Source organism: Nonomuraea sp. NPDC046570, assembly GCF_040645915.1.
Taxonomy (GTDB): Bacteria; Actinomycetota; Actinomycetes; order Streptosporangiales; family Streptosporangiaceae; genus Nonomuraea.
Genome location: NZ_JBEYZF010000005.1, coordinates 1 through 26843, shown reverse-complemented (window position 1 = coordinate 26843; position 26843 = coordinate 1). Strand labels below are relative to the sequence as shown.

Below are 26843 nucleotides of genomic sequence, written 5' to 3'. Positions count from 1 at the left end.
GGGTGTGACACCATTGCTAGACGAGGTGGCTTGCTCGTGTGCGTGACCGTTCGAACGCCTCTATCTTGACCGGATTGACCGTCCACATGAGGTGATGGATCCCGTCCGGCGACGCCTCGATGGCGAGCAGCGTGACACCGGCGCGCCCTCGGGGGACGAGCACGCCGGCGCGCCCGTTCATCTCGACCCACGTGATGGTGTCGTCCGACCAGAACCGGGGCGCGAACGCTGCCATGAACCTCGCCACCCGGTTGCCGCCCCGCACGGGGAAGCGCGCCGCCCCTCTGAGGCCACCGCCGTCGGAGGAGCTGACGACATCAGCGGCGAAGAGGTTTTCGAGGGCGGCGATGTTCCCTCTCTGCGCGGCGTCAAGGAATGCCTTCAGCAGACGCCGGTGCTCGACCTTGTCGATGGGCTCGCGGCGGACGGCGGTCAGGTGTTTGCGAGCACGGCTCACGAGTTGCCTGACGTTGACCGGGCTGAGCTGGAGGATCTCCGCGATCTGCGGATAGGGGTAGCTGAAGGCCTCGCGCAGGACGTAGGCGGCCCGCTCGGTGGGGGTGAGCCTTTCGAGCAGGAGGAGCAGGGCGAGTTCGAGTGCTTCACCGCGTTCGGCGCCCACGGCGGGGTCGATACTGGTGTCCACGGGTTCGGGCAGCCACGGCCCGACGTACGCCTCTCGGCGGACGCGGGCGGACTGGGCGAAGTTGATGGCCAGGCGGGTGGTGATCAACGCCAGGAAGGCCGGCGGGTTCTCGATGGTCGCGCGGTCGGTGTCCTGCCAGCGCAACCAGACCTCTTGCACGATGTCCTCGGCTTCGGCCGCGCTGCCGAGCATCCGGTAGGCGATGCCGAACAGGCGTGGCCGCAACTCGATGAACGCATACGCGGCCTGCTCGAGTGCGTCCGCCTGTTCCAGGGATTCCGCATGCATGTCTACCTGCGCCTTCGCAGTGTTGGCATCATGGCGTTTCCTCGCGGAAGCCGATCTCCCGATGGGTGCCGTCGCACAGCGGTTTGTTGCCGGAGTGGCCGCAGCGGCACAGCGTCATCCGGTTGCGGGTCTCCAGCGGCCGGCCGTCCGCTCGCAGGACCGGCACTCCGCCGGTGACCCACAGCGCGCTGGCCAGTCCGTCCTCCTCCTCCAGGACCGAGATGGCCTGCGGAAGGTCGGGCTCTATCGGCTCGCCGCCGCGTTCGCGGGCGTAGCTGTACGAGCCGGAAGGGCAGTGGTCGATCCGGCCCATGATGGTGGAGCGCACGTCGCTGTCGCCGGTGTCGGCGAGCATCGCGGCGATCGGCCTGGTTCGCCCGAGGCAGAAGGCGGCATGGATGCACAGCTCCCCCACCCGCTGGGCCGAGATGCCCACCCCGTCGTGCACGTGCTGCAGCTCCTTGTAGGGCCGCATCTCCGTGCTCTCCGTACCGTCGAACCCGATCAGGGCGTGGGTTCCGTCGCAGAAGGGCTTGGAGCCGGAGTGGCCGCAGCGGCACAGCGCGTAGGTCTCCTCGGTATCCAGCGGCTCGCCGGTCTTCCAGGTCAGCGCGTCGTTCTCGGCGGAAACGATCTTGCGCTTCCGCCGGAGCGGGACGCCGCCGTACACCACGTACGGGCCGTCGGGCAGGACGACGATCCGCTGCCGATCGCCGACGCTCCACCGGCGCCGTTCAGGTGCGACGTACTCGAAGGTGGGGCCGGCTGTCGTGCCCTCGCCGTCAGGCATCCGCATCAGGGCCCGAGCTTGGGCTTTGAGCGCGTACATGGTGCCGGTGGCGACCGCGAGCAGCTTCGGGCTGCCGTTGAACGCCTGCTCCAGCAGATGCAGGATGGCGCAGTAGGTGTGGTTGAACTCTTCCTGCGCTATGCGGATCGCGCTGTCCTGGGCGTGGTCGGCCAGTCGCGGGTTGCGCCTCATCGGGTGGACGCCGGCGAGATCTACGGAGATCTTCTCCCCTGTGGGCCCGGACTCCGGGGTGTCGCCACGCTGATAGCGGCGGCCGAGCTTCAGTTCCTGGAAACGGTAGTAATGGGCGACCTCATCCCGTTCGGGGTGGAAGACGTCCTGGTCACCGTCCCACACCGAGCCGCGGGCCGTACCCTCGCCCTGCTCGACGATCTCCGCCAGCGCCCCCAGCGCGGACTCCAGATCCTCGACGGCGAACAGCCGTCCGGCGGTGTGCCGGAAGTGGGCGGCGCTCACCTGCCGGGCCGGATCGCCGCTGAAGACCGCCTGCTCGCCGAGCCGGTCGCACAGGTGGCGCAGCCCCTGTTCGATCGCGGCGTAGAACTGCCCGATCGTCTCGTAGCCGTCGGACTCCGGCGGAGCGCTCGGCGGCGCGGGCTGTTCGAGACGCAGGAACATCTCCAGCGCCTCCGGACCGAACGGGACCAGCGACAGGTCCAAGGAGCGGTCGCCGTGCGGCAGCGTCCGGGGGTGCGGTGGAAGCATCCCCGGCATGTCCAGCCGGGGACGGCCACCGACGGCGTTGAGCAGGTTCGCGGCCAGCGCCAGGTGCAGCATCTCCTCGGCGAAGACACTGCCCACCACCTGGGCGGCCTCGGGGTTGCGCCCGGGGTCCAGCGAGTACAGCGCGCACAGGTACGGCGGCAGCGTCGCGTGCTCCAGCTCGACCGCCCACTGCAGGTGCTCACGCAGACTGTCGAGAGTGTCGATCCGCGCCTCAGGCAACGTCGCCGCCAGGCCGGGATGGGTCCTCCAGCGCCTCGACCGCGTCGCGCAGGCCTCGCAGGCCGATTTCCTCGCGTTCGGCGTCCGTCGGGTCGAAGAGCCATTCGGTGACCGACAGTCGCATCTCCTCCTCAGGATGGCTTGCCCTGACCGCGATCAGTTCGGCCTCGACCTCGACGTGGAGCTCATACAGAAACTCGTTCTCGCCGTTCGGCGTGCTCATGGTTCCTCCCTAGGTGGTTTGAGCCGGATGTCAGGCAGCCCGGCCCGGCCGCGCGGACCAGCCGCACGGCGATCTGACCGGCGGCGAAGGCGCCCATGTGCCACCCGGTCGCCAGCTAAGACAAGGCAGCCCTACAGACTTGTGACAACCCCCGCGAAATTCCTTACTCGGCGAGTTTTCCGACGGTTGAGACCTCGCGCATGAGCACCGCGATCTCGTCGGGAATCGGCGGGATGGCCTCCCGATCCACCGATCCGGGCCCGGCCCACACGAGGTTGACCTGCAGCGCGGGGTCGAGTTCGGGGTAGTCGGAGCGATTGTGGCAGCCGCGGGTCTCGCGACGCTCGAGTGCGGTCTCGATCGTCGCGCGTGCGGCGAGCGTTGCGGACTTCAGGTCGAAGGCGTGCGCCAGGTCCTGGAATCCGGCGATGTCCGGGTGTACGCCGACGTCGTTGATGCGCGCCTCTACGGCGGCGAGTTCGCCGAGTCCCTTCAGCAGGCCGCTTTCGTCGCGAACCACACCTGCGTGCTCCGTCATGATGTCGCGGAGCGCTCGCTGCAGCGACCGCACGTTCTCAGGACCGTCGGCGGCCAGGAGCTCGTCCACCTCGGCACGTGCTCCGTGGAGCGCCTCGGCGGAACGGCGCTGGGCGTCGAGGCCCGCGGAGTACTCGGCCGCCGCCTGTCCGACGATGCGGCCGAAGACGAGGAGCTCGATGAGTGAGTTGCCGCCGAGGCGGTTGGCGCCGTGCAGGCCGCTCGCCGCCTCCCCGATCGCGTACAGCCCATCGACCCCGGTGCTGTGGTCCGCCGGCCGTACCCAGACGCCGCCCATCGAGTAGTGGGCGGTCGGTGCGATCTCGATCGGTGCCTTGGTGATGTCGAGCATCTGCAGTTCCAGAAGCGTCTGGTAGACGCGCGGCAACCGCGTCATGATCGTCTCGCGCGGCAGATGTGACACATCGAGCCAGACGCCACCGTTCGGGGTTCCACGACCTTCCTTGATCTCTGTGTAGGCGGCCAGCGCGATGCGATCTCTGGTCGACAATTCCATCCGCGCTGGGTCGTAGCGCGACATGAACCGTTCGCCGAGCTGGTTGCGCAGGATCCCGCCCTCGCCTCGTGCCGCTTCGGAGACAAGGGTGCCGGCCGCGTTCTCGGGCGCGATGAGACCGGATGGGTGGAACTGCACCAGTTCGGGGTCGCGGATACGGCAACCCGCGAGTACGGCGAGGCGGAAGGAGTCGCCGGTGTTCTCGTCTCTCCGGGAGGAGGTGCGTCGCCAGATCCGGGTGTGGCCACCGGCGGCCAGGATCACCGCGTCGGCGTGGATGACGTAGCGGCTGCCGTCGATCAGGTCGAACCCGTACGCGCCGAAGACCGCGTTGTCGCGGACGAGGATCCGGGTGATGTACACCGTGTCGAGGATGGGGACATCGAGCTGAGCCGCCCGGTTGATCAGGGTCCGTTGGATCTCGAGTCCGGTGTAGTCCCCGGCGTAGGCGGTGCGCCGATAGGTGTGGGCGCCGAAGAAGCGCTGGGAGATCCGGCCGTCCTGCCGGCGGTCGAACGGCATGCCGTACCGCTGAAGGTCTTCAATGCCCCGCGCGGCCCCCTCTGTGACGATTTGCACCGTTTGGGGGTTGGCCAGGAGGTAGCTCTCCTTGAGGGTGTCGGCCGCGTGTTGCTGCCAGGTGTCCTCCGGGTCCATCGTGGCGAGCGCCGCGTTGATGCCGCCCGCCGCGAGCGAGGTGTGCGCGTCCGCCTTCGGTCGTTTGCCGACCGCGAGGACGCCGACACCGCGCTCGGCGAGTTCGATGGCCGCCCGCAGCCCGGCCCCTCCCGTCCCGATGACCAGGACGGACGTGGCGATCCGATTCTCTGGCGCGTGCATGATGCTCCTTTGAGCGCATCGACTAAGTAATCCGGAAGCAAGACCGGCTAGCAGCGTGATTTGTGACATCCACGCCGCTTTGCCGGCGCTTGGCGTTCTGCGTTACGGCTCACCCGAATCTGGGAACGGCGATCCGGCACGGGTCGCAACGGCCGCGGTCCAGATCGTCACGGCGATCAGCGCGACGCAGATTGCCGCGATCATCGCGACCGCGGCGGCCACACCGATCCACGGTGCCGCGAGCGGCAGCAGCACGATGGCGGTGACGCAGCCCACTACCGCAGCGGGAGAGATGACGGGCTCCGTGACGACCATCGCCTGCACCGCCGACAGCAGAGCGAGATAGACACCGATCGGGATGGCGACCGCGTAGCCGATTGCCAGCGGTGATGCCGCCACCTGGTGCCCGCTCTGCTCCACCGCCACTTCGAGCCCGGCGCCGAGGGCAGCCAGGGCGGCGAAGATGCCATAGTGGCCGTACCCCCACCAGTAGGAACGATGGCGCCGGTCACTGAGGCCTTCCCCGGCCTGAACGAGGAAGTACAGCCACCAAAGAGCGAACAACAGGACAAGGCCGGATCCGGCGACGACGACGAAGGGACCGCTGATCTCGCCCGCTTCGAGCGCCCCTTCGACTCCCCGGCTCGCGGCCAGGACACTCTCACCGAGCAGAACGATCGTGAACAGGCCATAGCGCTCGGCGATGTGGTGCGGGTGCCAACTGGTGGCCCTGGCCCGCTCCGCCCACCGCGGCACCGCCAGCTCCAACACGACCAGGCAGACGAAGAGCGGCAGCTGAAGGGATGCGGACAGGACGCCCGTCTCCACCAGGGCGAGCCGGAGCAGCCAGCCCACCTGCGCGAGGCCGATGCCGGCGGCGTAGCGGAGCCCGGTGCGGCGGCTCGCCGGGTCTTCGCGCGCGGCCCGCAGCCACTGCGTGACGAGCCCGACTCTCATGATGAGGTACCCCAGCGTGATGATCCCGAGATCGGAGTGGCCGACCGCGGCGGGCACTCCCGCGGCGAGCACCAGCACGCCGGCCATCTGCACCATGGTCAGCAGCCGGTAGGGAACGTCATCGGTGTCGTAGGACGAGGCGAACCAGGTGAAGTTCATCCACGCCCACCAGATCGCGAAGAACACCTGGAGGAATGGGATCAGCTCGGTCAGGCCATGACCGCCGGCGATGCCGTGCGCGAACTGCGCGGTGACGACCGCTACCGCGACCACGAATGTGAGGTCGAACAGCAGCTCGAGCTGGCTCGAAGCGCGGTGCTGCTCGTCGATGGGACGTGAGTTCATCCGGACGCGGATCCGGATGGTGGTCCTGGCTGGTGGCACGGTCAAGCTCCTGTCGCTCCGCGAGGTCCTCCGTCCAAAAGACAGGACGGCCATGCGATCTGTGACAACGTGGCACCGACCGTCGTCCGACAGCGGTCCGTTGTCCGCCAGGCGGGCAGCCGTCAGCCGCGTCCTACGTCAGGTCCCGGTGCCACGGCGAGACGAGATTACGCGGTGGTTGTCACAAGCCTGGCGGCTGTCTGGTCTTAGCTGGCGACCGGTGACACATGGGTGCCCCGGCGGACAGAAGGGGGCTTGTGGTGAAGATCGTGGTAATTGGCGGAACGGGGCTGATCGGGTCGAAGCTGGTGACCAAGCTGAGCGAGCATGGTCACGAGGCGGTGGCGGCCTCGCCGAACACCGGCGTGAACACGCTGACCGGCGAGGGGCTGGCCGAGGTGCTGGCAGGCGCGCAGGTGGTGGTCGACGTGTCGAACTCGCCATCGTTCGAGCGGGCCGCCGTCATGGAGTTCTTCGAGACCTCCACGCGAAATCTGCTGGCGGCGGAGGCGGCGGCGGGCGTGGGTCACCACGTCGCGGTGTCGATCGTGGGGACGGAGCGGATGCCGGACAACGGCTACTTCGCGGCGAAGATCGCTCAGGAGCGGCTGATCGAGAAGTCGGGCATCTCGTTCTCGCTCGTGCACTCGACGCAGTTCTTCGAGTTCGCCCGTGGCATCGCCGACGAGGCCACAGCGGAGGGCAAGGTGCACATGGCGCCTGTGCTGTTCCAGCCGATCGCGGGTGACGATGTGGCCCAGGCGGTCGGCCGGACCGCGGTGGGAGCGCCGCTGAACGGCAGGGTCGAGGTCGCCGGACCGGAGCAGCTCCGGATGGATGAGTTCTTCCGCAAGGCGCTGGCTGCCTGGGGTGACCCACGCGAGGTCGTCACCGACCCGCACGCGCGCTACTTCGGCAGCGAACTGAGCGAGCGTTCGCTGGTACCGGGTGACGGCGCGATGCTCGGCGCGATCCGCTACCACGACTGGCTCAACCAGAACGCCACCGGCAAATAGAGCAACCAAGGTAGTTCCACGCCCAGGTCGAGATCGACCGTGTGCAAGACGGCAGTGCCCTTCGTGGAGGAGACCCGCATAGGCGCGCACGATGACCGTGGACATCGATCGGGCACCACCGCGTCCGCACTCCGGTCCTGCCTTTGATTCACGGCGAGCCTCTGGTGGGCGGGTGCCCGGGGCGGCGAGCGCCGCTGTCCACGTGGCCGGTGGTGGTCCAGCCGTCGGATCTGCTGAGCGGGCGCGCCGCCCATTCCAGCTTCTCGGCGATGAGGTGTACGACGGCGTGCTGGTCGGCATCGCTGGTGGCCAGGGACGCCGGGGTGATCGTGGCGGGGGGGCAGCGAGTGGAGGGTGGCCTTCCACAGTGGTCAGGTCGTCTTCGTCACCGAACGCGCAAGGCGGAGCAGGCCGGCGCGTATCCGCTTTTCGCCCAGCTCTGGCAGGAGTGCGGATACGTGCTCGGCCGACAAGGCGGCCAGCACGGCATGGGCTGTGTGTTCGGGATCAGGCGTGGCGGCGAGCAGGATCGCCATGTGGCGGTGCCAGAACCGGTAGGCCCCGATCCGGTATCGGGCACCAGGCGCCGCGGTCTCCGACATCCGGATCAGGTCCAGGTACTCCAGCAGGTAGTCGAAATAGGCGTCGACGAACGCGGCGAGCCGCTCGTCGGCTGCCGCCCCGGGGCCGAGTGGCGGCGGTCCATGCAGTATTGCCTCCTGCAGCACCCGCTCCCGGGCGTCCAGCAGAGCGGCGGCCAACCCGGACTTGTCGCCGAACCGGCGGAACAAGGTGCCCTTGCCGACGCCGGCGGCTGCGGCCACCTGGTCCATGGATACCGCCTCTACGCCCTGTTCGGCGAATAGCCGGGCTGCGGCCTCCAGTACCGCAGCCCGGTTACGTGCCGCGTCCGCCCGTTCCTTGGGGGGTGGCGTGCGTAGCAGTTCCAACGGCATTGCAGAACCGGACTGCGGTCCGTTATTGTCATGAGCCACAACCGGACTATAGTCCGATTCTCTTGGAGGTAGTGGTATGACCGCACTCATCACCCGAAACGAGCTGAAGGCGGCGATCGACGCGGGCACCGTGACCGTTGTCGACGCGCTGGGCGGAGAGTACTACGCAAAGCAGCATCTGCCCGGCGCCCTCGCACTGGTCCGAGACGATGTCGACAACCTGGCTGCTTCCCTGCTCCCCGACCTCGACGCCGCGATCGTCACCTACTGCTCCAACCCGGCGTGCCCCAACAGTGGACAGGTCGCCGACCGGCTAACCGCCCTCGGCTACACCAACGTCCGCAAGTACCGCGAGGGCATCGAGGACTGGACCGACGCCGGTCTTCCCACCGAATCCGCCTGATCCCCACCCGGGGAGGGGCAACGAGAGAAGGTTTGCCCCTCCCCGGTAGTCGCACGCGCCGGACCGTTTCGGCGGTCCTTGTCGTCGCTGCCAAGGGCCGATGTCCACCCAGCCCGCGTACGGCGGCGGCACTCGCGGTGCTGGGCGGCCCCAAAAGCACGCAACCCGCCCTTGCCGGATCGGAGCTACCGAGGCACGGCCGACTGGATCAAGCTCTTTCGAAGATCCCGGGTTGAGGAACAGCGGAACAGTACGCTTCCCCAGGGGCGGCCCGTCGGTGACAGTTTCGGCAGGATGGTGCGATGGCAGGCGAGGATCGACGTGACCTCGGTCGGGTGTTCAACGAGGTGCCGGAGCTCTATGACCGGGTCCGGCCGAGCTACCCCGGCGAGCTGTTCGCGGATCTCGTCACCGTCACCCGCATGGGCGAAAGGTCGTCGGTGCTTGAGGTGGGGTGCGGTACCGGCCAGGCGACGCGCTCGCTGGCAGCGCTCAGGTGCTCAGTGACCGCCGTCGAGCCGGGCGAGGGAATGGCCGCACTCGCTCGCCAACGGCTCGCCACCTTCCACAACGTCGAAGTCGAGACGTCGACGTTTGAAGAGTGGGACGACCGCGGCGCGCGCTTCGATGTCCTTGTGGCTGCGTCGGCGTGGCACTGGATCGATCCGTCGATCGGCTGGCAGCGAGCGCACGATGTGCTCCATCCCGGAGGTTGGATGGCGTTGCTCGGCAACGTTGTTGTCCGTCGGCCGGGAGAGCCGGAGGTGTACGCCGAGACCGCCGATCTCCACGAGCGGTTCTCCCCCGGGAACCCCGGCTGGGGTCATCCGCCGCTTGAGGACGATGTGCGGACAACCGACGAGGGTTGGGGACTCGTCGAAGATCCCGGCGGCTTGTTCGGTCCAACGATCGTGCGCTGGTACCCGACCGTTCAGTGGTTCAACGGCGACGGCTTTGCCGATCTCCTTCGCTCGACGTCGCTGTACCGGAGGCTCGACCGCGACGTCCGCGAGGCCCTGCTCGACGCCATCGCCGAGCGCATCCGCACGCGGATGGGCGACCGAGTATCACGCCGTTACCTGAGCGTCCTCCGTGTCGGACAGCGCGCCGAATGAGCCCAGGGGTGAAGGCGAAGTCGTAGAGATCTTGACCGGCCATAGGACTCCCGCCGAGACGTCGACCTCGCCGAACTCACCACCCGCTGAGCCGGGTCTCATCCGGCCACACTCTTGAGTCAACGCCCGTTCGACGAACCCCCAACGAACAGCCGCAAAGCGCTTTCGCCGAGCGCCCACATCGCGTTGAGCCGGGTCACCGTCCGCCGGTAGGCCTCGACCTCGGCACCGGTGAGCACCACGTCGGCGGCGGGGCCGACGGTGATCAGGCGCTCGCGCAGCAGCGCGGTGTCGTCGGTATCGACCAGGTCCAGCACTCCGCTGAGCTCGCCGATGACCTGCACACTAGCGATCACCCCCGCGGGGATGCCACCGCTCGCACCTCGCATGATGCGCGCCGCACCTTCGTCTCCAACATGCCGCCCGTCACCGATGCGATCCAGACCGCCCGCATGGCCGGGCACGCCTCCGCCGACACCACCATGCGCTACGACCTGCGCCCAGCTCAGCCGGCAGTCCCTACGACAGGGGGACCCGGAGACGCCGCCGATGAGAAGACCGTCAGGTTCCCGTACCTCCGGAGGGTCGTGGCCAGGTCGCCCTGCTTGCCGCGGAGGGTGGCGTCCAGGAAGGCGGCGGTGGTCGCCGCGGTGACGCGCGGGCCGCCGGTGCGGCCCGAAGAGCCGATGAGCGCGGGCAGAGGCGGCAGGTACAGCGGGGAGTCGGTGAACGTGAGGTGCGCCGAACCGGGGACGGTGAGCCGGTAGCTCGTCGCCGTGCTGAGATCGAGCACCCGCGTGAGGCGGGAGATGTAGTCCGCCTCCTCGCCCGGCGCGATGTCGTGGGTGAGCGCGAGCACGGGCTGGTGGAACGGGCTCGGGGCGGGGTCGCGCGGGAAGCCGTCCAGGACGATGACGGCCGCGAACCGCGAGTCCTGGCGGGCGGCCTGAAGGGCGGCGGCACCGCCGAGGGAGTGGCCGGTCGCCGCGGCCCGCCGAGTGTCGAGCCGCCCGGCCAGCAGGCCCGGGATCTCGCCGCGGTCGACGCGGCCCAGCTGGGTGAGGGTAAAGCTGAGGTCGGCGGCCCGGACCGCCGTCCACACGGCGGCCCGCCTCTCGTCCTCCGCCGCGTCGCCGGTCGCCGCGAGCCGGGTGCGGACCGCCCGGCCGTCGGCGAGGGTGACGACGGCCGAGTCGTAGGGGTGGTCGAGGGCGGCCACGACGTACCCGCGGCTGGCCAGTTCCTCGGCCAAGGCGGTGTTCTGGGTACGCACGCCGCCCAGCCCGGGAGAGAACAGCACCACGGGGAACCGGCCGCCTCTGTCGGCCACCGGGGCATCGGGCGTCGAGCGCGTGTGCGCGCGCGCCACCTCGTCCAGCATGAAGCCGGGCACGCCGAAGTAGTCCGCCGTGCCACGGGCGACAAGCCGCGCCTCCTGCTCTGTACGGCCGAGGTACCGCCCTCTTTCCGCTGCCGGGGACTTGCCGTTCGCGGGGTACCAGAGCTGCACCACGATCGTACGCCGGTCGTCGGGCTTGGGCGTGGCGGTTTCAGCGCGATCAGGATCGGTCCACTGGATGACGGTGGTGCCGACCGCGTACGGCCCCGACGGTTCGGGGAACACGGGCAAAGGGAGGGCCCACGCCGCCCCCGCTCCCGCGAGGACAAGGGCCAGGCAGGCCACCGATCCCGACAGGGACGCCCACCGCCGGGCCCGCCGCGCGGGCCCGGCGGTGGGCCGCCGCGCGGGCCGTTCAGCGCGTCGTCTCAGCAGAGGGAAAGCGGCGAACGCGAGCGCGGTGGCCCCGCCGGTGAGGATGGGGATGAGCTGCCAGCGGATCCCGAGCACCGCCGGCACTGCCGCGGACAGCACGAAGGCCACCCCGGCGACCACCGTGACCGGCCGACGCGCGCCGGGCGGGAGCCAGCGGGCCGACACCAGTACGAGGGCGGCCAGCAGGGCCAGGAGCTCCACGGGCGACAGTCCGAGTATCGTCACAGGCATGTGATCATTTTTCGCGCGCCGCCTCTGCCTGGCATCGGCTCAACGTCCAGGGCTGCGTGCCACTCTGGTATGACCTCTCCTGGGTGATGTGCGATCGAGGTCGCACAACGGCGATCGCGTCCCAGCCAGTCGAGGAGCCGACAGCCGTTCAGGATCGTCGATTTCGGCGCCCGCCAGGAGCCGGGCCTCCGCTCTCACCATGGATGATCTTCGCGCGAGGCCCCGGAGGAAAACGGGGCAGCGTGATCTACGAGCCGGGCTCTCGAACCTCCCCTTCACGCCACGCGCTGTATTCGGTGACGAAGCTGGAGGTCAGCCGGGTCGCCTCATCGAGCTTGAAGTGCCAGGAGAGCTCGAACCTCTTCGGCCTGTTCTGCGCGTCCAGTGTCAGGACCCAGGACAAACTGGTCTCGGCGAGCTTCCGTTCGGGGTCGCCCATCGCGCTGAACTGCTGCCGGAGCGACTCCGGCGCCTTCGTGGTGACCAGCGCGCCAGAGTATCGGCGGCCCGACGCCTGCACGTTCTCGGTCAGCCTGGCCAGATCGATGATGACGCCCACCGCCCCCATGGCGCGTGGGCACCGGGCTTCCTACATGATCCGCCCCTTCGCCGGGTCGGTCACCTCCTTACCGTCGACGTATTCGGCATCCGCGAGAATCACGCGTTTGGTCAGCTCGATGTGCTCGGCGGTGACCGTCATGTCCATGCGTGTGTCCAGCGACGACACCGCGTCGTGATCGTAGGACAGCTGTCCTTTCGCCTTCGTGGCCCAGGAGCCTTGGGGCAGGTGTCCCTCGAAGGAGAAGTCGGCCATGGGCTTCGCGCCGACCGCGCTCTCCAGAGCGAGGGGGAGGTCGCCAGGCGTCGGTGGTGGTGCCGTGATCTGTGTCGTGGGTGTGGGCGTGCTGGTGGTGGTCCCCACAGGCGTGTTCGACTGGTCCGTCGCGCCGCGCCACAGCACCACGCCCGTGGTGGCCGCCGCCGCCGCGACCGCTCCCCCAGCCGCCAGCAGCGCCCGCCGCGAGAGCCCGCCGGCCCTGCGCTCCGCCGTCGTTCGCTCGCGTACGGAACCACCAGCCTGTACAGCACCGCCGTGAGCCACTTCGGCTCCTTGGCGCAGAGCGACGTCCTCCTGATCGGGCGCCCGCTCGCCCAGCAGCGCCAGGAGTAGGTCGCGGGCCGATGGCCTGATGGCGGGATCCTTGGCCAGGCAGCGGGCGACGATTCCACGCAGCGGTTCAGGTAGTTCACCCAGGTCCGGCTCGTTGGTCGGCTCGCAGGACGCGGGCCGTACAGAACTCGTCGACCTGGCGGGCGGCGGCGAGCTCGCGGGCGAAGGCGCGGTCGATCCCACCGTTCATGACCTTGACGGCGGCGAGCCCGCCGTGCTCGTCCTGCCCCAGGTAGACCGTGCCCTGCCCACCCTGCCCCAGCTGACGGATGACGCGATATGGGCCGATGTCCATGTATGCCTCACATGATCGGAATATGCGCCACGAGACTAGCTCACGGCCTGACGACGCACGCCTGGGCCAGCATCGCTTGCACTCCCGGCCCCACCGCTGCGCGGAAGACCGCATCCAGTTCGGCCGGCGTGGCCGTGATCTCCTCATCCACCCACCGCGACAGCAGGGCCATGAACGCCCCCACGACGCAGGTCACCACCAGCTCCAGCGACGTCGAAGCGCGCGCACCACGGGCCAGCAGTTCGTCGCGGATGAGGTCCTGCAGCAACTGCTCGCCGTGGGCCATCACCGCCCGGCCGCTACGCCGCCCGAGCAGCGCCCGTACCAACCTGCGCTGCTCGGCCACGTGCTCGAACATCGCCAGGCTGAAAGCGAACAGCGGGCCGTCGGCGCTGGCCGCCGGATGCAGGAAGGCGATCTCCGACAGGTTGGCGAACAACACCGCCTGCTTGCCGTCGAAGTGCGCATAGAAGGTGGAGCGGCCGACGTCGGCACGGTCGATAAGGTCGGTGACGGTCACCGCCTCATACCCCTTCTCCAAGACGAGTTCCACCAGCGCCTGCTGGATCGCCTGCCGGGTACGCCGCACCCGCCTGTCGAGGGTTCCGGGCACTTCACCGCTTTCTGTTCAGTACTGCACAACGGGCCGGAAGTGATCGTTGACCTGACACCCTTGGCAAACACACCATACATAACTGAACAGGTTGTTCGAGAGGAGAGATCGAATGGGATTGGGCAAACTGCTACACGATCACGCCGAGCACGCCGATGCGGGCGGGACGATCGACCACCCGCGCGCCTACGAACTCGCGTCGGAGGTCGGCTTCTTCGGACGACGGCGCGAGATCTTCACCCGGCTGGCCGCGCTGTCCCGGGCCCGCCCGGGCGACCGGGTGCTCGACGTCGGCTGTGGCACCGGCTATCTGACCCGTATCCTGGCCCCCGTCGTGGGCCCGGCCGGTCAGGTGACGGGCGTCGACGCGTCGCCCCCGATGATCGAATACGCTCGTCGTAGCGCCCCGGGGAACTGCTCCTACCAGGTGGGCGAGGGCCAAGCGCTCGACCTGCCCGACGCCGGTTTCGACGTGGTGGTCTCCAGCCTGGCCGTCCACCACATACCGGCAGCCGAGCGCGGTGCCGCCGTGCGGGAGATGTTGCGGGTGCTGCGGCCGGGCGGGCGGCTGCTGATCGCCGAGTTCCGCCCGCCGACCAACCGGCTGCTCGCCCACCTGGTCGCGATGCTGACAGGCCCGGCGATGCGGCACAACCCACGTGACCTGCTCGCCGATCTGCTCCCACAGGCCGGATTCCACGTCGAGGACGAGGGCGACCTGCCGGTCATGCTCTCCTACATCCGGGCTTCGCGGCCCGCGGCCTGATCAGCGCGACGACGAGCAGAGCTGGCGGGCCGGGTCACCGCGCGCTGGGACCGATCAGTAGGACGATCCAATGGCGACAGCCAGCTCCAGAGCCACTCTCGCAGCCACAACCCCCCGAAAGACAGGTTAGCCTTGCCTAACTTTATTGCCTTTTCAAGGGGGTTGCGGTGACACAACCACTTCGCGGTGATGTGCGCTGGGTGCGTCTCACGGGGATCGCCGGTGTCCTCGCGTCGATCGCCTGGCTGGTCGGGGATGTTCTGCTGCTGGGGCTGCCCATGGGCAGCCCCAGCAGCTACCCCATCCTGACCACCTACGAGGGAATGCCTCGCGACTTACTGGCCCAGATGCTGCCCGCTTCCACCACGCGGCTCGCCTGGGGGGCACTGCTCGGCGTGCTGACCGGCCCGCTCTACCTGGCCGCCTGCTGGCATCTCTGGCAAGGCGTCCGGCAGGCACGACGGTGGCTCTCGCTGCCGCCGGTGCTGCTGCTGACCACCGGTTACGCGCTGGCCCCCTTCGCCCATGGGTCCTTCTACTACTGGGGCCAGTCGGCAATAGCGGTGCACGAGTCCGGTAGCCGGTCCGAGGTGCTGACGGCGCTGCCGGGTGACATGGCGACGGTGCTTTTCATCCCGTATTTCGTGCTTCTGGCCTTCTGGGTTGTGGGGTCCGCATGGATGGCCGTATGCGTCCTGCGCGGGAATACCGCGTTTCCCCGGTGGATGTGCGTGGTCAACCCTCTGGTGTGCATCCCCGTAGGTGCGCTGGTCATCGGCCTCTTCCCTGGGACGGCGGGTGTCGCACTCCAGGGCGCGGCGTTGAGCATAGGGAATCTGCTGTTCTTCGCGCTGTCCACCGCCGCACTCTGGACGAGAGCGCGGAATCGATAGCGGCCCGTACCGCCGCCTCCGGTTCGACCTCACAGATCTCGGAACAGGGTCATCGCAGGGTTGCGCGACCGGTTCGCAATGATGCTTTCCATCTCGCGACCGACCACAACTCAGCGATGACCCTGTTCGCGGAGATTGCATGCTCGCCGGGATTCAGTGCTCCTGGGTCTGCGCCATTGGCCGGGACAGGGGTGCGCGGAGGCCGTCGACACCGCGTGGGGCGCCGATGCCGGTGAGCCCGTCGTAGCCACGCACCGCCGTGCACAGATAGGAGCCGCCGCATGTGCCGTTGGATCCGACGACGATGTCCTGGAAAGCCCCCGGATGGGCGTACGGGTAGGAGTTGGGGAAGGTACCCGCTCTCGGGGTGCCCGCCAGCGCGTACATGCCGGCGATCAGTGGCGAGGACAGGCTGGTCCCCCCGACGATCAGCCAGCCGGTTGCGTTCGCTGCTGTCGGGGTCGTGGTGTAGACGGCGAGGCCGCTGGCCGGGTTGGCGACGGCGGAGATGTCCACGGTGGTACGGCGGGGACAGCCGGGGTCGCTCTGGAACGATGGCTTCTCCTGGAACCGGGAGCAGCCGGAGCCGCCGTTGCTCCAGCCGGTCTCGCTGAGGAAACCGCCCTGCTGCGTGAAGTTGAGTGTGGTGCCTCCGGCGGCGGTGACGTGCGGAGAGGTAGAAGGCCAGCTCGTTTGGAATCCGACGTTGCCTGCGGCTGCGACGAAGGCGATGCCCGGGTGGTTGAAGTGGGAGTCGAGGAGTGGTTGGCCGGGGTTTTCGCCGGCGCCCCAGCTCATGGAGATGAACCTCGCACCCTGGAGGCGTGCCCGGTCCACGGCGGTGAGCAGGTTGCCAAAGGTGTTGTCGTTGGCTTCGACGAGCAGGATATTGCAGCGCGGGCAGGCGGCGCTGACTGCGTCGATGTCGAGGGCGGCCTCCAGTGCCCAGTCGGGGTGGACGACGCTCGGGGGCGGGACGCTGCCGCCGTTCTGATTGATCTTCCGGAAGCAGCCGTTGGCGGTGGTGCACTGTGGCAGGCCGAAGGTGCGGCGGTAGACCGCCAGGTCTTGTTCGGCGGTGGGGTAGTCGAACGCGATGACGACGGCCACCGTCTGCCCCTGGCCGGACACGGTTGGCAGGCGGTAAATGCTTTGAATGTCGCGTGGCGCCAGTCCGGCAGGGGCCATGCCTGATTGCCGTGATGCCCGGGGCGCGATGCCGGTGCGGATCAGCGAATGGCAGCGAGCTTTCCCTGGCTCGACGGCCCGGTCGCAGACAGGCGTTGATATGGGCCCCCGCGCGCTGGCATAGGACTCGGGCGCGGCTGCCACATGTGCGTTTTCGGCGCCTCCTGGTCGCGGGTCGATTGGGTACGGCTTCGCGCCGTAGGCGGGGGTTGGGACAACGATCAGGCCTACCGCCATGAAGATGGCCACAGGCGCCGAACGCAGGGTACGGATAAGTCTCACTGCACTCCCCTTGAGTGATTCTTTTCTCATGCAATATTGAAATAAGATATTTCAATACACGCAGAGCGTTGATGTCATGCGAAATGACTCTCCATAGCACCAACATTCCAAACAAGGGAATTATTAGAAGCAACTCCCCCAAGGTGAGAGATAAGCTGAACTCTCGCTCAAATCGACTAAAGACATAATTTTCAGTTCAAAGGCGCTTTTCTCGTGTAAACGACTCAAACTTCCTGCGAAAGCCTGAGGCGGAGACGACCACCTCATGCTGGGCTGATCGTTTGCAGGAGGTTGCGAGCCTCCTCGACCAAGCGGCTGCCACCCTTGCGTGCGGCCACGTCGCCGCAGGTCACTGACAGTGAAGGTCGCCAGCTCTAGGCGGTTGTGCGAACAATTCACATGACAGCCCGCGTGAAGATCGGCTAGAGGTACCTCATGCTGATTCGTGTGCGCCTTGAGGACCTGTGCCGGGAGACCTGGGAAGACGTGGCCGACCTGACGGTGGCCGACGACCAGCGCGACCTCATCTCGTCAAACCTGTACTCGATCGCCGAAAGTCGCTTTCTGCCGGGCTTCGTGACCCGGGCGGTGATGCACGGCGAGTGCGCCGTGGGCTTCGCGATGTACGGCCCCGATCCCGACGACGGCCAGATGTGGCTGTACCGCTTGATGATCGACAAGTCTCACCAGGGCAAGGGCCTGGGCCGGGCCGCCCTCCGGCAGATCGTCGCACATGTGCGGGACGAGCTCGGCGCACCGGTACTACGGCTGGGCGTACGCGCCGACAACGTCGCGGCCAAGGCCCTTTACACCTCTGCCGGATTCGTCCCCACCGGGCAGACCTTCGGCGAGGAGGAGATCCTGGAACTCCGCATGCCCGTCTCTCTGACCCCCGATGGCCAGGGGTGACCGGGGGCATCGTGGGTGCTCGCCGTACAGAACAAGTGGATGGGTGGGGTCGCGGCGGGCGAGATCAGACAGCCGCTGGGGCGGTTGGAGGCCGGAGAGGGGCCCGGCCATCGGTCGTGATCGCGGCGGAACTGCCTGGGAGCTTCAGCGGAAGGAGCGGCGGTAGGCGGCTGGGGTGGTGCGCAGGGCGGTGTGGAAGCGGCGGCGGAGGTTGACCGCTGAGGAGAGGCCGACGCGGGTGGCGATGGTCTCGACGGGCAGGTCGGTCTCCTCCAGCAGGGCGCGGGTGGCGGCCAGGCGGCGTTCCAGCAGCCAGCGGGCGGGTGGGACGCCGAGCTGGTCGGCGAACTGGCGGGTGAGGGTGCGGGGGGAGACGCCCGAGTAGGCGGCCATGTCCTCGACGGTGATCTGGTCGGGCAGGCGCGAGAGGAGCCATTCGAGCAGGGGGGCCAGGGAGTCTGGCATGGGGCCGGTGGTGGGGAGGGGAGGGTACTGGCGCTGGCAGCCCTCGCGGTGCGGACCGGCGGCGAGCTGGCGGCCGATGCGCATGGCGTGGGCCGCGCCGTACTCCTGGAGGACCTGGTGAAGGCAGAGGTCGAGGGTGGCGGCCGAGGCTCCGGCGGTGGCGACGTCGCCGTGATCGACGTAGATGACGGTGCTGTCGGGGATGACGCGGGGGTGGCGGGCGGCGAGTTCGCCGGAGAGTTCCCAGTGGACGGAGGCGCGGCGGCCGTCCAGGAGGCCCAGGGCGGCGGGGATGAAGATTCCGGCGCAGACGGCGACGATGCGGGCGCCTCGGGCATGGGCTTGGGACACCGCGTGGAGTACGGCGGGCGAGGGGGTGAGGGTCCAGCCCGCGATGACCACGGTGTCGGCGTCATCGAGGGCTTCGAGGCCGCTGTCCACCTGGATGGGGACGCCGAGGGTGGTGGGGAGGGAGCCGGGGTGTTCGGCGCACAGGCTGAGGCTGTAGTGCTGGGGGATGTCGGGGCCGTGGTAGCCGAAGACGGCTGAGGCGGAGGTGACCGGGTAGAGCTCCTGGTTCGGGGCGACCAAGGCGACCACGCGATGCGGGCTGGGGGGCGGCGGGGGCGTTACCGGACAATCCAGGGCCATGGCGCAAATGTACCCAATGATGTCATTTGGGACACCGGTGCTCTGATCTGGAAAAATCCAGAATTGGGGCTCATGTGGACGAGGAGCTTCACCCTCTACTTCGCGGCCCGCACGATCTCGCTGCTCGGTGACGCGATGATGCCCGTCGCCTCGGCGCTGTCGATCGGGAAAGTCTATGGGATCGCGGGCGTCGGCTACGTGCTCGCGCTCTGGACCGCGTCGGCTGTGCTGGTCATGTTGTTCGGCGGGGTTGTCGCCGACCGGATCGGCGCCCGGCGCTTGATGATCGGCGCGGACGTGGTCAGGGTCATCACCCAGGGGGTCGTGGCCGTCGCCTTCCTGGATGGTGCTCCGCCGTACGCCCTGTTGCTGGTGATGGCGTTCTTGTCGGGCATGGCCGCCGGGGTGTTCGAACCGGGCGTCAACGGCATGGTCACCCTGGTCGCCGAAGATCCGCAGCGGGCCAACGCGACGCTGAAGATCGCCGAGGCGGTCACCCATCTGGCGGGTCCCGCACTGGCCGGAGTCCTCATCGTCGTCGCCGGGCCGGTCTTCGTCTACACGGTGGACGCCGCGACGTTCCTGGTCAGCGGGGTGTGCCTGCTGCTGGTCCGGGTCACCGTACCCAGGCCGGAGCCCTCCGACGTGCTGAGCGACCTGCGCAGGGGCTGGGAGGAGTTCAAGGCCAGGAGCTGGATGTGGTCGGTCATCCTGGTCTGGGTGTTCTGGGGCGTTCTGGTGGTCGGGCCGTACGTGCCGCTGTCGTCGCAGGTCATCGGGGCCGACTACGGCTGGGTGATGGCGGCGCTCGGCCTCGGGACTGTGCTGGGCGGGCTGGTGGCGATCAGGCTCAGGCCGCGCAGGCCGCTGGCGGCCGGGGCGGTGGCGCTGAGCGGGTACGTGGCGGTGCCGCTGACGGTCGCGCTCGGGCTGCCGCTGCCGCTGCTGATGGCCGGGCACCTGCTCGGGGGGTGCGCGTGGGCGTTCTGGTCGGTGATGTGGTCGACCAGCGTGCAGACGCAGGTCGCGCCGGACGTGCTGAACCGGGTCAACGCCTACCAGGTGGCCGGGTCGGTCGCGGGCATGGCAGTCGGGCAGGCGCTGGCCGGTCCGGTCGCCGCGCTGGTCGAACCGCGCGCCTTCATGCTGGGGTCGGCCCTGGTGGCGGTCGGCGTGGTGGCGGCGCTACTGTTGATCAAGCCAGTCAGGCGGCTGGGCCGGGAACCTCAGGAGGCCGGAGGCCAGTCGCGATCGACCCCGGTAGGAGGAATCCAACCTCGACAATCGTCGAGCCCAAGCCCTCCAGCTCGCGTCACGAGTCGATAGAGACGGACCTTCCCCTCGCATATGGTCCGCCCATGAGCGGAAACGATGTGCGCGGCAGCGCCACCTGGGACCTGGTCGAAGAGTATTTCCGGCGGTTACACGGGCCGGCGTTGGGACAGCCGCACATGCTGCTGGAGCCGTCCTGCTCCGCCGACGGTTCGCGAATCGCCGCGACCGGGCTCGTGTACGACGAGCTGGTCGGTCTTCCACGCCAGGCCTGCTTCCTGGTCGACGGTGCGGAGCTGCGGCCGTTGACGGGGCCGTCCGGTTCCTCGCGGCAACCGCGCTTCTCCCCGGACGGGGCGACGGTGGCGTTCCTGTCGGACCGTACGGAGGCAGGCCGGTTCCAGCTGTACCTGTTGCGCACCGGTCAGCTCGGTGAGGCGGAGGCGACGCCGGCCGTACCCGGGACGGTGGAGTACTGCTCCTGGTCGCCAGATGGCACGAAGGTGCTGCTCGGGGTGGCGGGGCTCGGCGCCGATCTGTCCGGCGGTCAGGGGAGCGGCACGACGTACAAGCCGAAGGAGGAATTACCGGACTGGCACCCGCACGTCGAGGCCGGCGTGACGGAGGAGTCGTGGCGGTCGCTGTGGATCCACGACCTCGCGGCAGGTACGACCATCAGAATGTCGCCGGAGGGTCTCAACACCTGGGAGGCGGTCTGGCTCGGCCCCGACGCGGTCGTCTCGGTCACCAGCCCCGCTCCGGACGAGGGTGCCTGGTACACGGCCGTCCTCTCCCGCCTGGGCCTCGACGGGGCGGTTACCGAACTGGCCCGCTCCGAGGTACAGCTCGGCTGTCCTGCGGCCTCGCCTTCCGGGGAACGGCTGGCGGTGGTCGAGGCGGTGTGCAGCGACCGCTGGGTCGTCGCGGGTGACCTGCTGGTCGGCGCTCCCGGTGCCGCCTTCGAGCGGGTCGACACCGGTGAGGTGGACGTCACCACGACCCAGTGGATCGACGCGGATCGCCTGGGAATCCTGGGGATCCGCGGCCTGGAAACCGTCGCCGCCGTATACAACGCGGTGACCGGGAAGACCACCGAGGTTTGGTCGAGCACGGACACCAGCTGCGGTACGCGCTACCCGGAGGCGGCCTGGTCCGCCGACGGCCGCTTGGTGCTCATCGAGGAGGGCTACTCGGTGCCGCAACGGGTCGTGGTGCTGGGTGACGACCGGGTCGAGCTCGCGGGGATCAGACACCCGGGTACCGAGTACCTGCTGTCGGTCGCGGGCAAGGCCGAAACTGTCTCCTGGTCCGCACCCGACGGGCTGCAGATCGACGGGATCCTCTGCACCCCCGTCGGCGATGGGCCCTTCCCGCTCGTGGTGAACATCCACGGTGGCCCGGTGTGGGGTTACCGGAACCTGTGGTCGATGCTCTACCCCTGGACGCCGCTGCTGGTGAGCCAGGGGTACGCCGTCCTCAACCCCAACCCGCGGGGCAGCTCCGGCCGCGGGCAGAACTTCGCCCAGCTGGTGTTCGGCGAGATGGGCGGCGCGGACACGACCGACTTCACCTCCGCGATCGACGCTCTCGTCGAGCGCGGGATGGTGGACCCGACCAGGGTCGGCCTCACCGGCGGGTCGTACGGTGGCTACATGTCCTCATGGCTGGTCACCCAGGACCAGCGCTGGGCTGCCGCCGTACCATTCTCACCCGTGACGAACTGGTACAGCCAGCACTTCACCAGCAACATCCCCTACTTCGACGCGCTGTTCCTCGACGGGAACCCAGAAGTCCCTGGTGACAAGTTCCACTCCAGGAGCCCCGTAGCCCACGCCAGCAAGGTGCGTACCCCGTGCTTGAACATCGCCGGCGCCCTGGACCGTTGCACCCCTCCGACGCAGGCCCAGGAGTTCCATCAGGCGCTGCTCGAGCACGGGGTTGAGTCCCAGCTTGTGATCTACCCACAGGAAGGCCACGGTGTCCGCAGCTTCCCGTCGCTGATCGACTTCTGCACCCGCGTCGTGGACTGGTTCCAGAGGCACATGCCGGCCCGCAGCTGACACCCCGAGCCCATTGGTCGTGTCATTCCGTGCGGAGTAGCCAGGTGGCCACTCCGCACGGGCAGGTGGCTCAGCTCGTGGCCGAGGCGTACGTTCTGGCCAGCCTCTTCCAGATTGTTGCGGCTGCGCTCGTCCCCAGGTGGTTGGCCACGACCATCAGCGTCACTCCGCGCGTCATGTCCGTCCCGCCCAGCGTGTTGAAGCCACCGTACCCACCCGAGTGTCCCTGCCAGACACGGTCGCCGACCTCAATGCGCTCGGTGGCCATCCCGTAGGTCTCGTTGTCCGCGGCGGACTGCGGGCTGGGGGTGATCATCGCTTGCAGGGTGGCCGGCTGCAGGAGCCGCTTCCTGGCATACAGCGCGTCGATGAACTGCGCGCCCCCGAGCGCGGTCCCGGCGAACAGGCCGTCGCCCCACGGCAGGCCGAACATGTCGGTCGGGATGCCGGTGCCGCCGAAGTAGGTGAACATGTCGATCGTCCCCAGGTCGCGGAAGGTTTCGTAACCATGAGCGAAGCGGCTGTAGTCCTGCTGCTTGCGCTCCATCGTCAGCACCCTGCCGTCCTCGGGCACGACGGAGCCGGCGCGGGTGTTGAAGGCGTTGATGGCGTCGGTGAGCTTCTGGTCCCCGCCCGCGCGCACGCTCAGCACGTGGGTCAGGATGAGGAAGCCGGTGTTGGAGTAGCGGTACTCCTTGCCGGGATCGACGGGAGCGCGCAGGCCGCGAGCGATCATCTCCCAGGTGTACGGCACGTCCGGCTGGTACTGGTCACCACCGGGCATCAGGGGGGCGAGTTCGGGCGAGGCGTACACGTCGGGGTAGCCCGCGGTGTGGGTGAGCAGCATGCGGATCGTGATCACGCCGGATCCGGGCACATCGTGGCCGATGTAGGCCGAGATCGGGGTGTCCAGGGCGAGCTTGCCGGCCTCGACCTGGTTGAGCGTGTAGGTGGCCAGGAGCAGTTTGCCGAAGCTCGCGTAGCCGAACAGCGTGTTGTCGGTGACAGGGGTGGGCGGGTCGTCGACGGCCTTGCCGGAGTTCCCCGACCAGACGAGCTGGCCGTTGCGCAGGATGACCGCCTGGACACCCGGGTTGCCGACCTTGGCGGAGCTCTCGGCCAGGGCGGTGTTCAGGAGCTGGGTCAGGTCGGTTGCCTGCCGGGAGGCCGGGGCGGCGGTGGCCGGGGCGGCCGTGAACAGGCCGGTGAGTAATCCGGTGAGGCTGACGAGTGCCAGGAGCCTTCGTGCTCTGGTGGTAGGCATGGTGGGACTGTTCCTTTCTCTGGGGAATTTCAGAGGACCTTGGAGAGGAAGGCGCGGGTCCGCTCGTGGCGGGGATCGGCCAGCACCTCGTACGGCGGGCCGGACTCGACGATCGTGCCCTCGTCGAGAAAGACCAGGACGTTGCCCACTTCCCGGGCGAAGCCGATCTCGTGCGTGACGATCATCATGGTCACCCCGGACCGAGCCAGGTCGCGCATGACGTCGAGCACCTCGCCGACCAACTCGGGGTCGAGTGCGGAGGTGGGCTCGTCGAAGAGCATGAGGGCGGGCTCCATGGCCAGCGCGCGGGCGATCGCGACCCGCTGCTGCTGGCCGCCGGAGAGCTCGGCGGGATAGGCGCCGACGCGGGCGGACAGGCCCACGCGGTCCAGCAGCGCCAGGGCGCGCTCGCGTGCGGACGTCCGCGGCTCGTGCCTGACCCGGAGCGGCGCCTCCATCACGTTCTCCAGCGCCGTCAGGTGCGGAAACAGGTTGAAGCGCTGGAAGACCATGCCGATCGTGCGGCGCTGCGCGGCCACCTCCTTCTCGCGTAGCTCGTACAGCAGGCCGTTCTTCTCGCGGTAGCCGACCAGGTGCCCGTTCACCTCGAGTCGGCCTGAGTCGATCTTCTCGAGGTGGTTGACGCACCGCAGGAAGGTGGACTTCCCGGAGCCGGAGGGGCCGATGATGCAGCACACCTCGCCGGGGGCCACTTCCAGATCGATGCCACGCAGCACCTGCGTGGCGCCGTACGACTTGCACACCCGCACGGCTTTGACGACGCTCATCGCACGCCTCCCGGAACCGGGCGCGTGAGGCCGCGGGAGTAGCGCCGTTCCAGGAAGCTCTGCAGGATCGTGGCGATGGAGGTCAGGACCAGATACCAGACGGAGACGGTGAGCAGCAGTTCCACGATCGCGAGGTTGTTGGAGTAGATCTTGACCGCCGACTGCAGGAGTTCGCCGTACTGGATGGCGTAGGCCAGCGAGCTCATCTTGAGCATGCTGACGAACTCGTTGCCGGTGGGCGGGACGATGACGCGCATGGCCTGGGGCAGGACGACCCTGCGCAGGGTGAGCATGGGCGGCATGCCCAGCGCGCGGGCGGCCTCGTGCTGTCCGTGGTCCACCGACTGGATCCCGGCGCGGACGATCTCGGCCATGTAGGCGCCCTCGTTGATGCCCAGCCCGAGGAGCGCGGCCAGGAATGGGGTGATCAGTTGGTTGGTCGGCCAGCCCGCCACGCTGGGGATGACGAGGGAGAGGTTGTACCAGAGCAGGAGCTGGACGATCACCGGCGTACCACGGAACAGCCAGATGTAGGCCGCCGAGACCAGGCGGATCTCCCGGTTGCGCGACATGCCCATGAGCGCGAAGAGCACGCCGAGGGCGATGCCGAGTCCCTGGGCCAGGACGCTGATGATGACGGTGTTGAGCAGGCCGTCCAGGACGTTCGGCGCGGTGAGGAAGCGAGCGGTGACCGCGTAGTCGATGTCGGCTCTCCAGAAGGCCAGCACGAGGCCCGCCGCCGCGAGGAGCAGGATCGCGAGGATCAGCCACCTGCCATGGTGCCGCACCGGGATCGCGCGGGCGGGAACGGCCATCGTCAGGTCCCCGCGTTGACGGTGGCACTGGTGAGCGCACCGGCCGGTATGCCCCACTTGTCGATCAGCTTCGTGTACTCGCCGCTGGCCATGACCTCTTGCAGCGCCCGCTGTACGGCGTTGCGGAGGGCGGTGTTGTCCTTGGCGACCGCGATGCCGAGCGGACCGGCGTTGATTTGCTCGCCGGCCACCTCGAAGTCGTTCCCGCCGCCGGAAGTGCGCGCGTTGTAGGTCGCGACCGGGTAGTCCTCCAGGCCCGCGGCCGCTCGGCCCTGCTTGACCTGTAGGAGGGCCTCGGTCTCGCGGTCGAAGGACAGGATCTCGATCTTCTGGCCGCCCTGCCGGACACAGCTCTCGCTCTGGTTCCGCGCGTAGGATTCCTGGGTCGTGGCCCGCTGGACGGCGACCGTGCGCCCGCACAGGTCGGCCAGCGACCGCAGGTTGTCCGGGTTGCCCTTGCGGACCAGCAGCATGGCGCCGGCCGTGTAGTAGTCGACGAAGTCGACCCTCTGCTGGCGCTCCTTGGTGTCGGACATCCCCGACATGACCAGATCGATCCGGCCCGACTTGAGTGCCGTGACGAGCCCGTCGAAGGAGGCGTTGCCGAACTCGAACGGCACGCCGAGCCGTCGGCCCAGCGCGTCGCCCAGCTCCTTGTCGAAGCCCAGGACCGTGGTGCCGTCGGTGTCGTAGTACTCCATCGGCGCGTAGGAGATGTCCGAGCCGACCATGATCTTGCCGGCCCGTTTCTGCTTGTCGGGCAGCAGGTCGTAGAGGGGCGCGGTGTTCCGCGCGGCAGGCGGGTTCTGCGCGGCGGGCGCCCCTCCACATGCGGAGGTGGCGAGCAGGAGGACGGCCATGAGCGCGCAGACCCGATGACCGCCTGTTAAACTTGGTATTAACACGCCATCAGTGTGGAAGCGTGTCCGCTGCCCGGCTTTGGGGCGAGCGCCAAACTCCGTCCGGCCAGCGTTATCGGATCGGCTAAAGCTTGCGCGCCAGCTGTACTTCCTCAATGTCGAGCGCCGTCTGGATCCGCCGCAGGACCTGTAGGGCCAGAGAAAGAGCCCGACAAGTACCTGCTGCTCTCGCAAGTCGGCAGCGGTGGCGAGGCCGCGCTGTGGCGCGCCGAGACAAGGTGTCTGGCGGCTGGGAGCCAAGGTCCTCAACCACGTAGCGCCACGTGGAGGCTTGGCGTGCCCGATGGGCTGAGCAGGTCGAGCTTCTGCGGCTGATACAGCACCCTGGCATCGTCGGCATCCACCAGCACTTCCAAGGTGCGCCCATGCACCGTGCGGGCGCCGCCGTACCGAATCGGCTTGCTCCCCCGCGCCCTGCGAACTGCCGCCAGGTCTTCACGTACAGCACGGTCAAGAGGGTGTTCAGATCTTGCGTCACAACATGATCTTGGACGCCCTCTCTTCATGTCTGATCACCGAACCCCAGACATCGGACCTACTCGTCTGGGACAATGACGTGGTCATCGGGGCCGAACGACGGCCACGGGGCAGTGCGCGTGATGCAGGATGCCGTGGCTGACCGAACCCAGCACGGCCGAGGCGAATCCGCCGAGGCCACGCGAGCCGACCACGACGAGGTCGGCCGTCCGCGAGGCTTCGGCCAGAGCCGATACCGGGTGCTCACAGACCGCGCTCTCGTTCATCTGGACATCCGGGTGCTTCACCCGCCACGGGATCAGCCGCTGCCGCGCCGCCTCCGACTCCTCGCCGGGGATGTCCAGCAGGCGGCCGTGGGTCCCCGCGTAGGG

27 protein-coding genes are annotated in these 26843 nt (G+C 68.4%); 8 read left to right on the top strand and 19 right to left on the bottom strand.

Annotated features, from left to right (window positions below; genetic code table 11):
* Window positions 1–16: 16 nt before the first annotated feature.
* From ABZ911_RS10300 to ABZ911_RS10280, 5 genes are all read right to left on the bottom strand, one after another.
* On the bottom strand, window positions 17–934 hold the full coding sequence (locus ABZ911_RS10300; RefSeq protein WP_358054083.1) for an RNA polymerase sigma-70 factor: 918 nt from the start codon (window positions 932–934) through the stop codon (window positions 17–19).
* 28 nt (window positions 935–962) lie between these two features.
* The gene (locus ABZ911_RS10295) at window positions 963–2690 is read right to left on the bottom strand and encodes a ferritin-like domain-containing protein (RefSeq protein ID WP_358054081.1); all 1728 of its coding nucleotides are present in this window, start codon (window positions 2688–2690) and stop codon (window positions 963–965) included.
* The gene (locus ABZ911_RS10290; protein ID WP_358054079.1) at window positions 2683–2913 is read right to left on the bottom strand and encodes a hypothetical protein; all 231 of its coding nucleotides are present in this window, start codon (window positions 2911–2913) and stop codon (window positions 2683–2685) included. Before ABZ911_RS10290 ends, ABZ911_RS10295 begins: the two co-directional genes overlap by 8 nt.
* Before the next feature lie 163 nt (window positions 2914–3076).
* Window positions 3077–4807 (bottom strand): FAD-dependent oxidoreductase, encoded by a 1731-nt coding sequence (locus ABZ911_RS10285; RefSeq protein WP_358054078.1) that lies wholly within the window; start codon window positions 4805–4807, stop codon window positions 3077–3079.
* 102 nt (window positions 4808–4909) lie between these two features.
* The gene (locus ABZ911_RS10280) at window positions 4910–6109 is read right to left on the bottom strand and encodes a low temperature requirement protein A (protein WP_358054076.1); all 1200 of its coding nucleotides are present in this window, start codon (window positions 6107–6109) and stop codon (window positions 4910–4912) included.
* A 299-nt stretch (window positions 6110–6408) separates the two neighbouring features.
* On the opposite strand from ABZ911_RS10280, the gene ABZ911_RS10275 reads away from it, so the two are divergent.
* On the top strand, window positions 6409–7164 hold the full coding sequence (locus ABZ911_RS10275) for an SDR family oxidoreductase (RefSeq protein ID WP_358054074.1): 756 nt from the start codon (window positions 6409–6411) through the stop codon (window positions 7162–7164).
* Window positions 7165–7535: 371 nt separating this feature from the next.
* Here the strand turns inward: ABZ911_RS10275 and ABZ911_RS10270 are convergent, their stop codons facing one another.
* Window positions 7536–8120 carry a helix-turn-helix domain-containing protein gene (locus ABZ911_RS10270; protein WP_358054072.1) on the bottom strand — a complete coding sequence of 195 codons (585 nt, stop codon included), beginning with the start codon at window positions 8118–8120 and terminating at the stop codon, window positions 7536–7538.
* Between the two features lie 76 nt (window positions 8121–8196).
* Here ABZ911_RS10270 and ABZ911_RS10265 point away from each other — a divergent pair, with 76 nt between their 5' ends.
* Together ABZ911_RS10265 and ABZ911_RS10260 are read left to right on the top strand one after the other, a co-directional pair.
* Entirely contained in the window at window positions 8197–8523 is a 327-nt protein-coding gene (locus ABZ911_RS10265) for a rhodanese-like domain-containing protein (RefSeq protein WP_358054070.1), read from the top strand.
* A gap of 302 nt (window positions 8524–8825) precedes the next feature.
* Window positions 8826–9638, top strand: coding sequence for a methyltransferase domain-containing protein (locus ABZ911_RS10260; RefSeq protein ID WP_358054069.1), 813 nt, complete (start codon window positions 8826–8828; stop codon window positions 9636–9638).
* A gap of 119 nt (window positions 9639–9757) precedes the next feature.
* On the opposite strand, the gene ABZ911_RS10255 is transcribed toward ABZ911_RS10260, so the two are convergent.
* The 6 genes from ABZ911_RS10255 to ABZ911_RS10230 form a co-directional block, all read right to left on the bottom strand.
* The gene (locus tag ABZ911_RS10255) at window positions 9758–9994 is read right to left on the bottom strand and encodes a hypothetical protein (RefSeq protein ID WP_358054067.1); all 237 of its coding nucleotides are present in this window, start codon (window positions 9992–9994) and stop codon (window positions 9758–9760) included.
* A gap of 149 nt (window positions 9995–10143) precedes the next feature.
* Window positions 10144–11643, bottom strand: a complete 1500-nt coding sequence (locus tag ABZ911_RS10250) for a hypothetical protein (RefSeq protein WP_358054065.1) — start codon at window positions 11641–11643, stop codon at window positions 10144–10146.
* Between the two features lie 247 nt (window positions 11644–11890).
* A complete protein-coding gene (locus tag ABZ911_RS10245; protein WP_358054063.1) occupies window positions 11891–12202 on the bottom strand; it encodes a hypothetical protein in 312 nt (103 codons plus the stop codon).
* A 30-nt stretch (window positions 12203–12232) separates the two neighbouring features.
* Window positions 12233–12745, bottom strand: a complete 513-nt coding sequence (locus ABZ911_RS10240; protein WP_358054061.1) for a hypothetical protein — start codon at window positions 12743–12745, stop codon at window positions 12233–12235.
* 145 nt (window positions 12746–12890) lie between these two features.
* On the bottom strand, window positions 12891–13109 hold the full coding sequence (locus ABZ911_RS10235) for a hypothetical protein (RefSeq protein ID WP_358054060.1): 219 nt from the start codon (window positions 13107–13109) through the stop codon (window positions 12891–12893).
* A 40-nt stretch (window positions 13110–13149) separates the two neighbouring features.
* Complete coding sequence (locus ABZ911_RS10230; protein WP_358054059.1) at window positions 13150–13722, bottom strand: TetR/AcrR family transcriptional regulator; 573 nt, start codon at window positions 13720–13722, stop codon at window positions 13150–13152.
* Window positions 13723–13834: 112 nt separating this feature from the next.
* Here ABZ911_RS10230 and ABZ911_RS10225 point away from each other — a divergent pair, with 112 nt between their 5' ends.
* Window positions 13835–14488, top strand: coding sequence for a methyltransferase domain-containing protein (locus tag ABZ911_RS10225; protein WP_358054057.1), 654 nt, complete (start codon window positions 13835–13837; stop codon window positions 14486–14488).
* 167 nt (window positions 14489–14655) lie between these two features.
* Window positions 14656–15381 carry a DUF6796 family protein gene (locus ABZ911_RS10220; RefSeq protein ID WP_358054053.1) on the top strand — a complete coding sequence of 242 codons (726 nt, stop codon included), beginning with the start codon at window positions 14656–14658 and terminating at the stop codon, window positions 15379–15381.
* A gap of 153 nt (window positions 15382–15534) precedes the next feature.
* On the opposite strand, the gene ABZ911_RS10215 is transcribed toward ABZ911_RS10220, so the two are convergent.
* Entirely contained in the window at window positions 15535–16491 is a 957-nt protein-coding gene (locus ABZ911_RS10215; protein ID WP_358054051.1) for a S8 family serine peptidase, read from the bottom strand.
* An 807-nt stretch (window positions 16492–17298) separates the two neighbouring features.
* Between ABZ911_RS10215 and ABZ911_RS10210 the strand changes: the two genes are divergently transcribed.
* Complete coding sequence (locus tag ABZ911_RS10210; RefSeq protein ID WP_358054049.1) at window positions 17299–17760, top strand: GNAT family N-acetyltransferase; 462 nt, start codon at window positions 17299–17301, stop codon at window positions 17758–17760.
* A gap of 144 nt (window positions 17761–17904) precedes the next feature.
* Here the strand turns inward: ABZ911_RS10210 and ABZ911_RS10205 are convergent, their stop codons facing one another.
* The gene (locus tag ABZ911_RS10205; protein WP_358054047.1) at window positions 17905–18825 is read right to left on the bottom strand and encodes a helix-turn-helix domain-containing protein; all 921 of its coding nucleotides are present in this window, start codon (window positions 18823–18825) and stop codon (window positions 17905–17907) included.
* A 123-nt stretch (window positions 18826–18948) separates the two neighbouring features.
* Here ABZ911_RS10205 and ABZ911_RS10200 point away from each other — a divergent pair, with 123 nt between their 5' ends.
* Both ABZ911_RS10200 and ABZ911_RS10195 read left to right on the top strand, forming a co-directional pair.
* Window positions 18949–20202 (top strand): MFS transporter, encoded by a 1254-nt coding sequence (locus tag ABZ911_RS10200; protein ID WP_358054045.1) that lies wholly within the window; start codon window positions 18949–18951, stop codon window positions 20200–20202.
* Between the two features lie 32 nt (window positions 20203–20234).
* Complete coding sequence (locus tag ABZ911_RS10195) at window positions 20235–22208, top strand: S9 family peptidase (protein ID WP_358054043.1); 1974 nt, start codon at window positions 20235–20237, stop codon at window positions 22206–22208.
* 70 nt (window positions 22209–22278) lie between these two features.
* Here ABZ911_RS10195 and ABZ911_RS10190 read toward each other — a convergent pair whose 3' ends face one another.
* The 5 genes from ABZ911_RS10190 to ABZ911_RS10170 all read right to left on the bottom strand — a co-directional run.
* Complete coding sequence (locus tag ABZ911_RS10190) at window positions 22279–23472, bottom strand: serine hydrolase domain-containing protein (RefSeq protein ID WP_358054041.1); 1194 nt, start codon at window positions 23470–23472, stop codon at window positions 22279–22281.
* A gap of 29 nt (window positions 23473–23501) precedes the next feature.
* Window positions 23502–24260 (bottom strand): amino acid ABC transporter ATP-binding protein, encoded by a 759-nt coding sequence (locus ABZ911_RS10185; protein WP_358054040.1) that lies wholly within the window; start codon window positions 24258–24260, stop codon window positions 23502–23504.
* A complete protein-coding gene (locus ABZ911_RS10180; RefSeq protein WP_358054038.1) occupies window positions 24257–25075 on the bottom strand; it encodes an amino acid ABC transporter permease in 819 nt (272 codons plus the stop codon). The genes ABZ911_RS10185 and ABZ911_RS10180 overlap by 4 nt, the downstream gene beginning before the upstream one ends.
* A gap of 2 nt (window positions 25076–25077) precedes the next feature.
* Window positions 25078–25935, bottom strand: a complete 858-nt coding sequence (locus tag ABZ911_RS10175; protein WP_358054036.1) for an ABC transporter substrate-binding protein — start codon at window positions 25933–25935, stop codon at window positions 25078–25080.
* 620 nt (window positions 25936–26555) lie between these two features.
* Window positions 26556–26843, bottom strand: a 288-nt coding sequence (locus ABZ911_RS10170; RefSeq protein WP_358054034.1) for a universal stress protein, incomplete at its 5' end; no start/stop codon positions are given.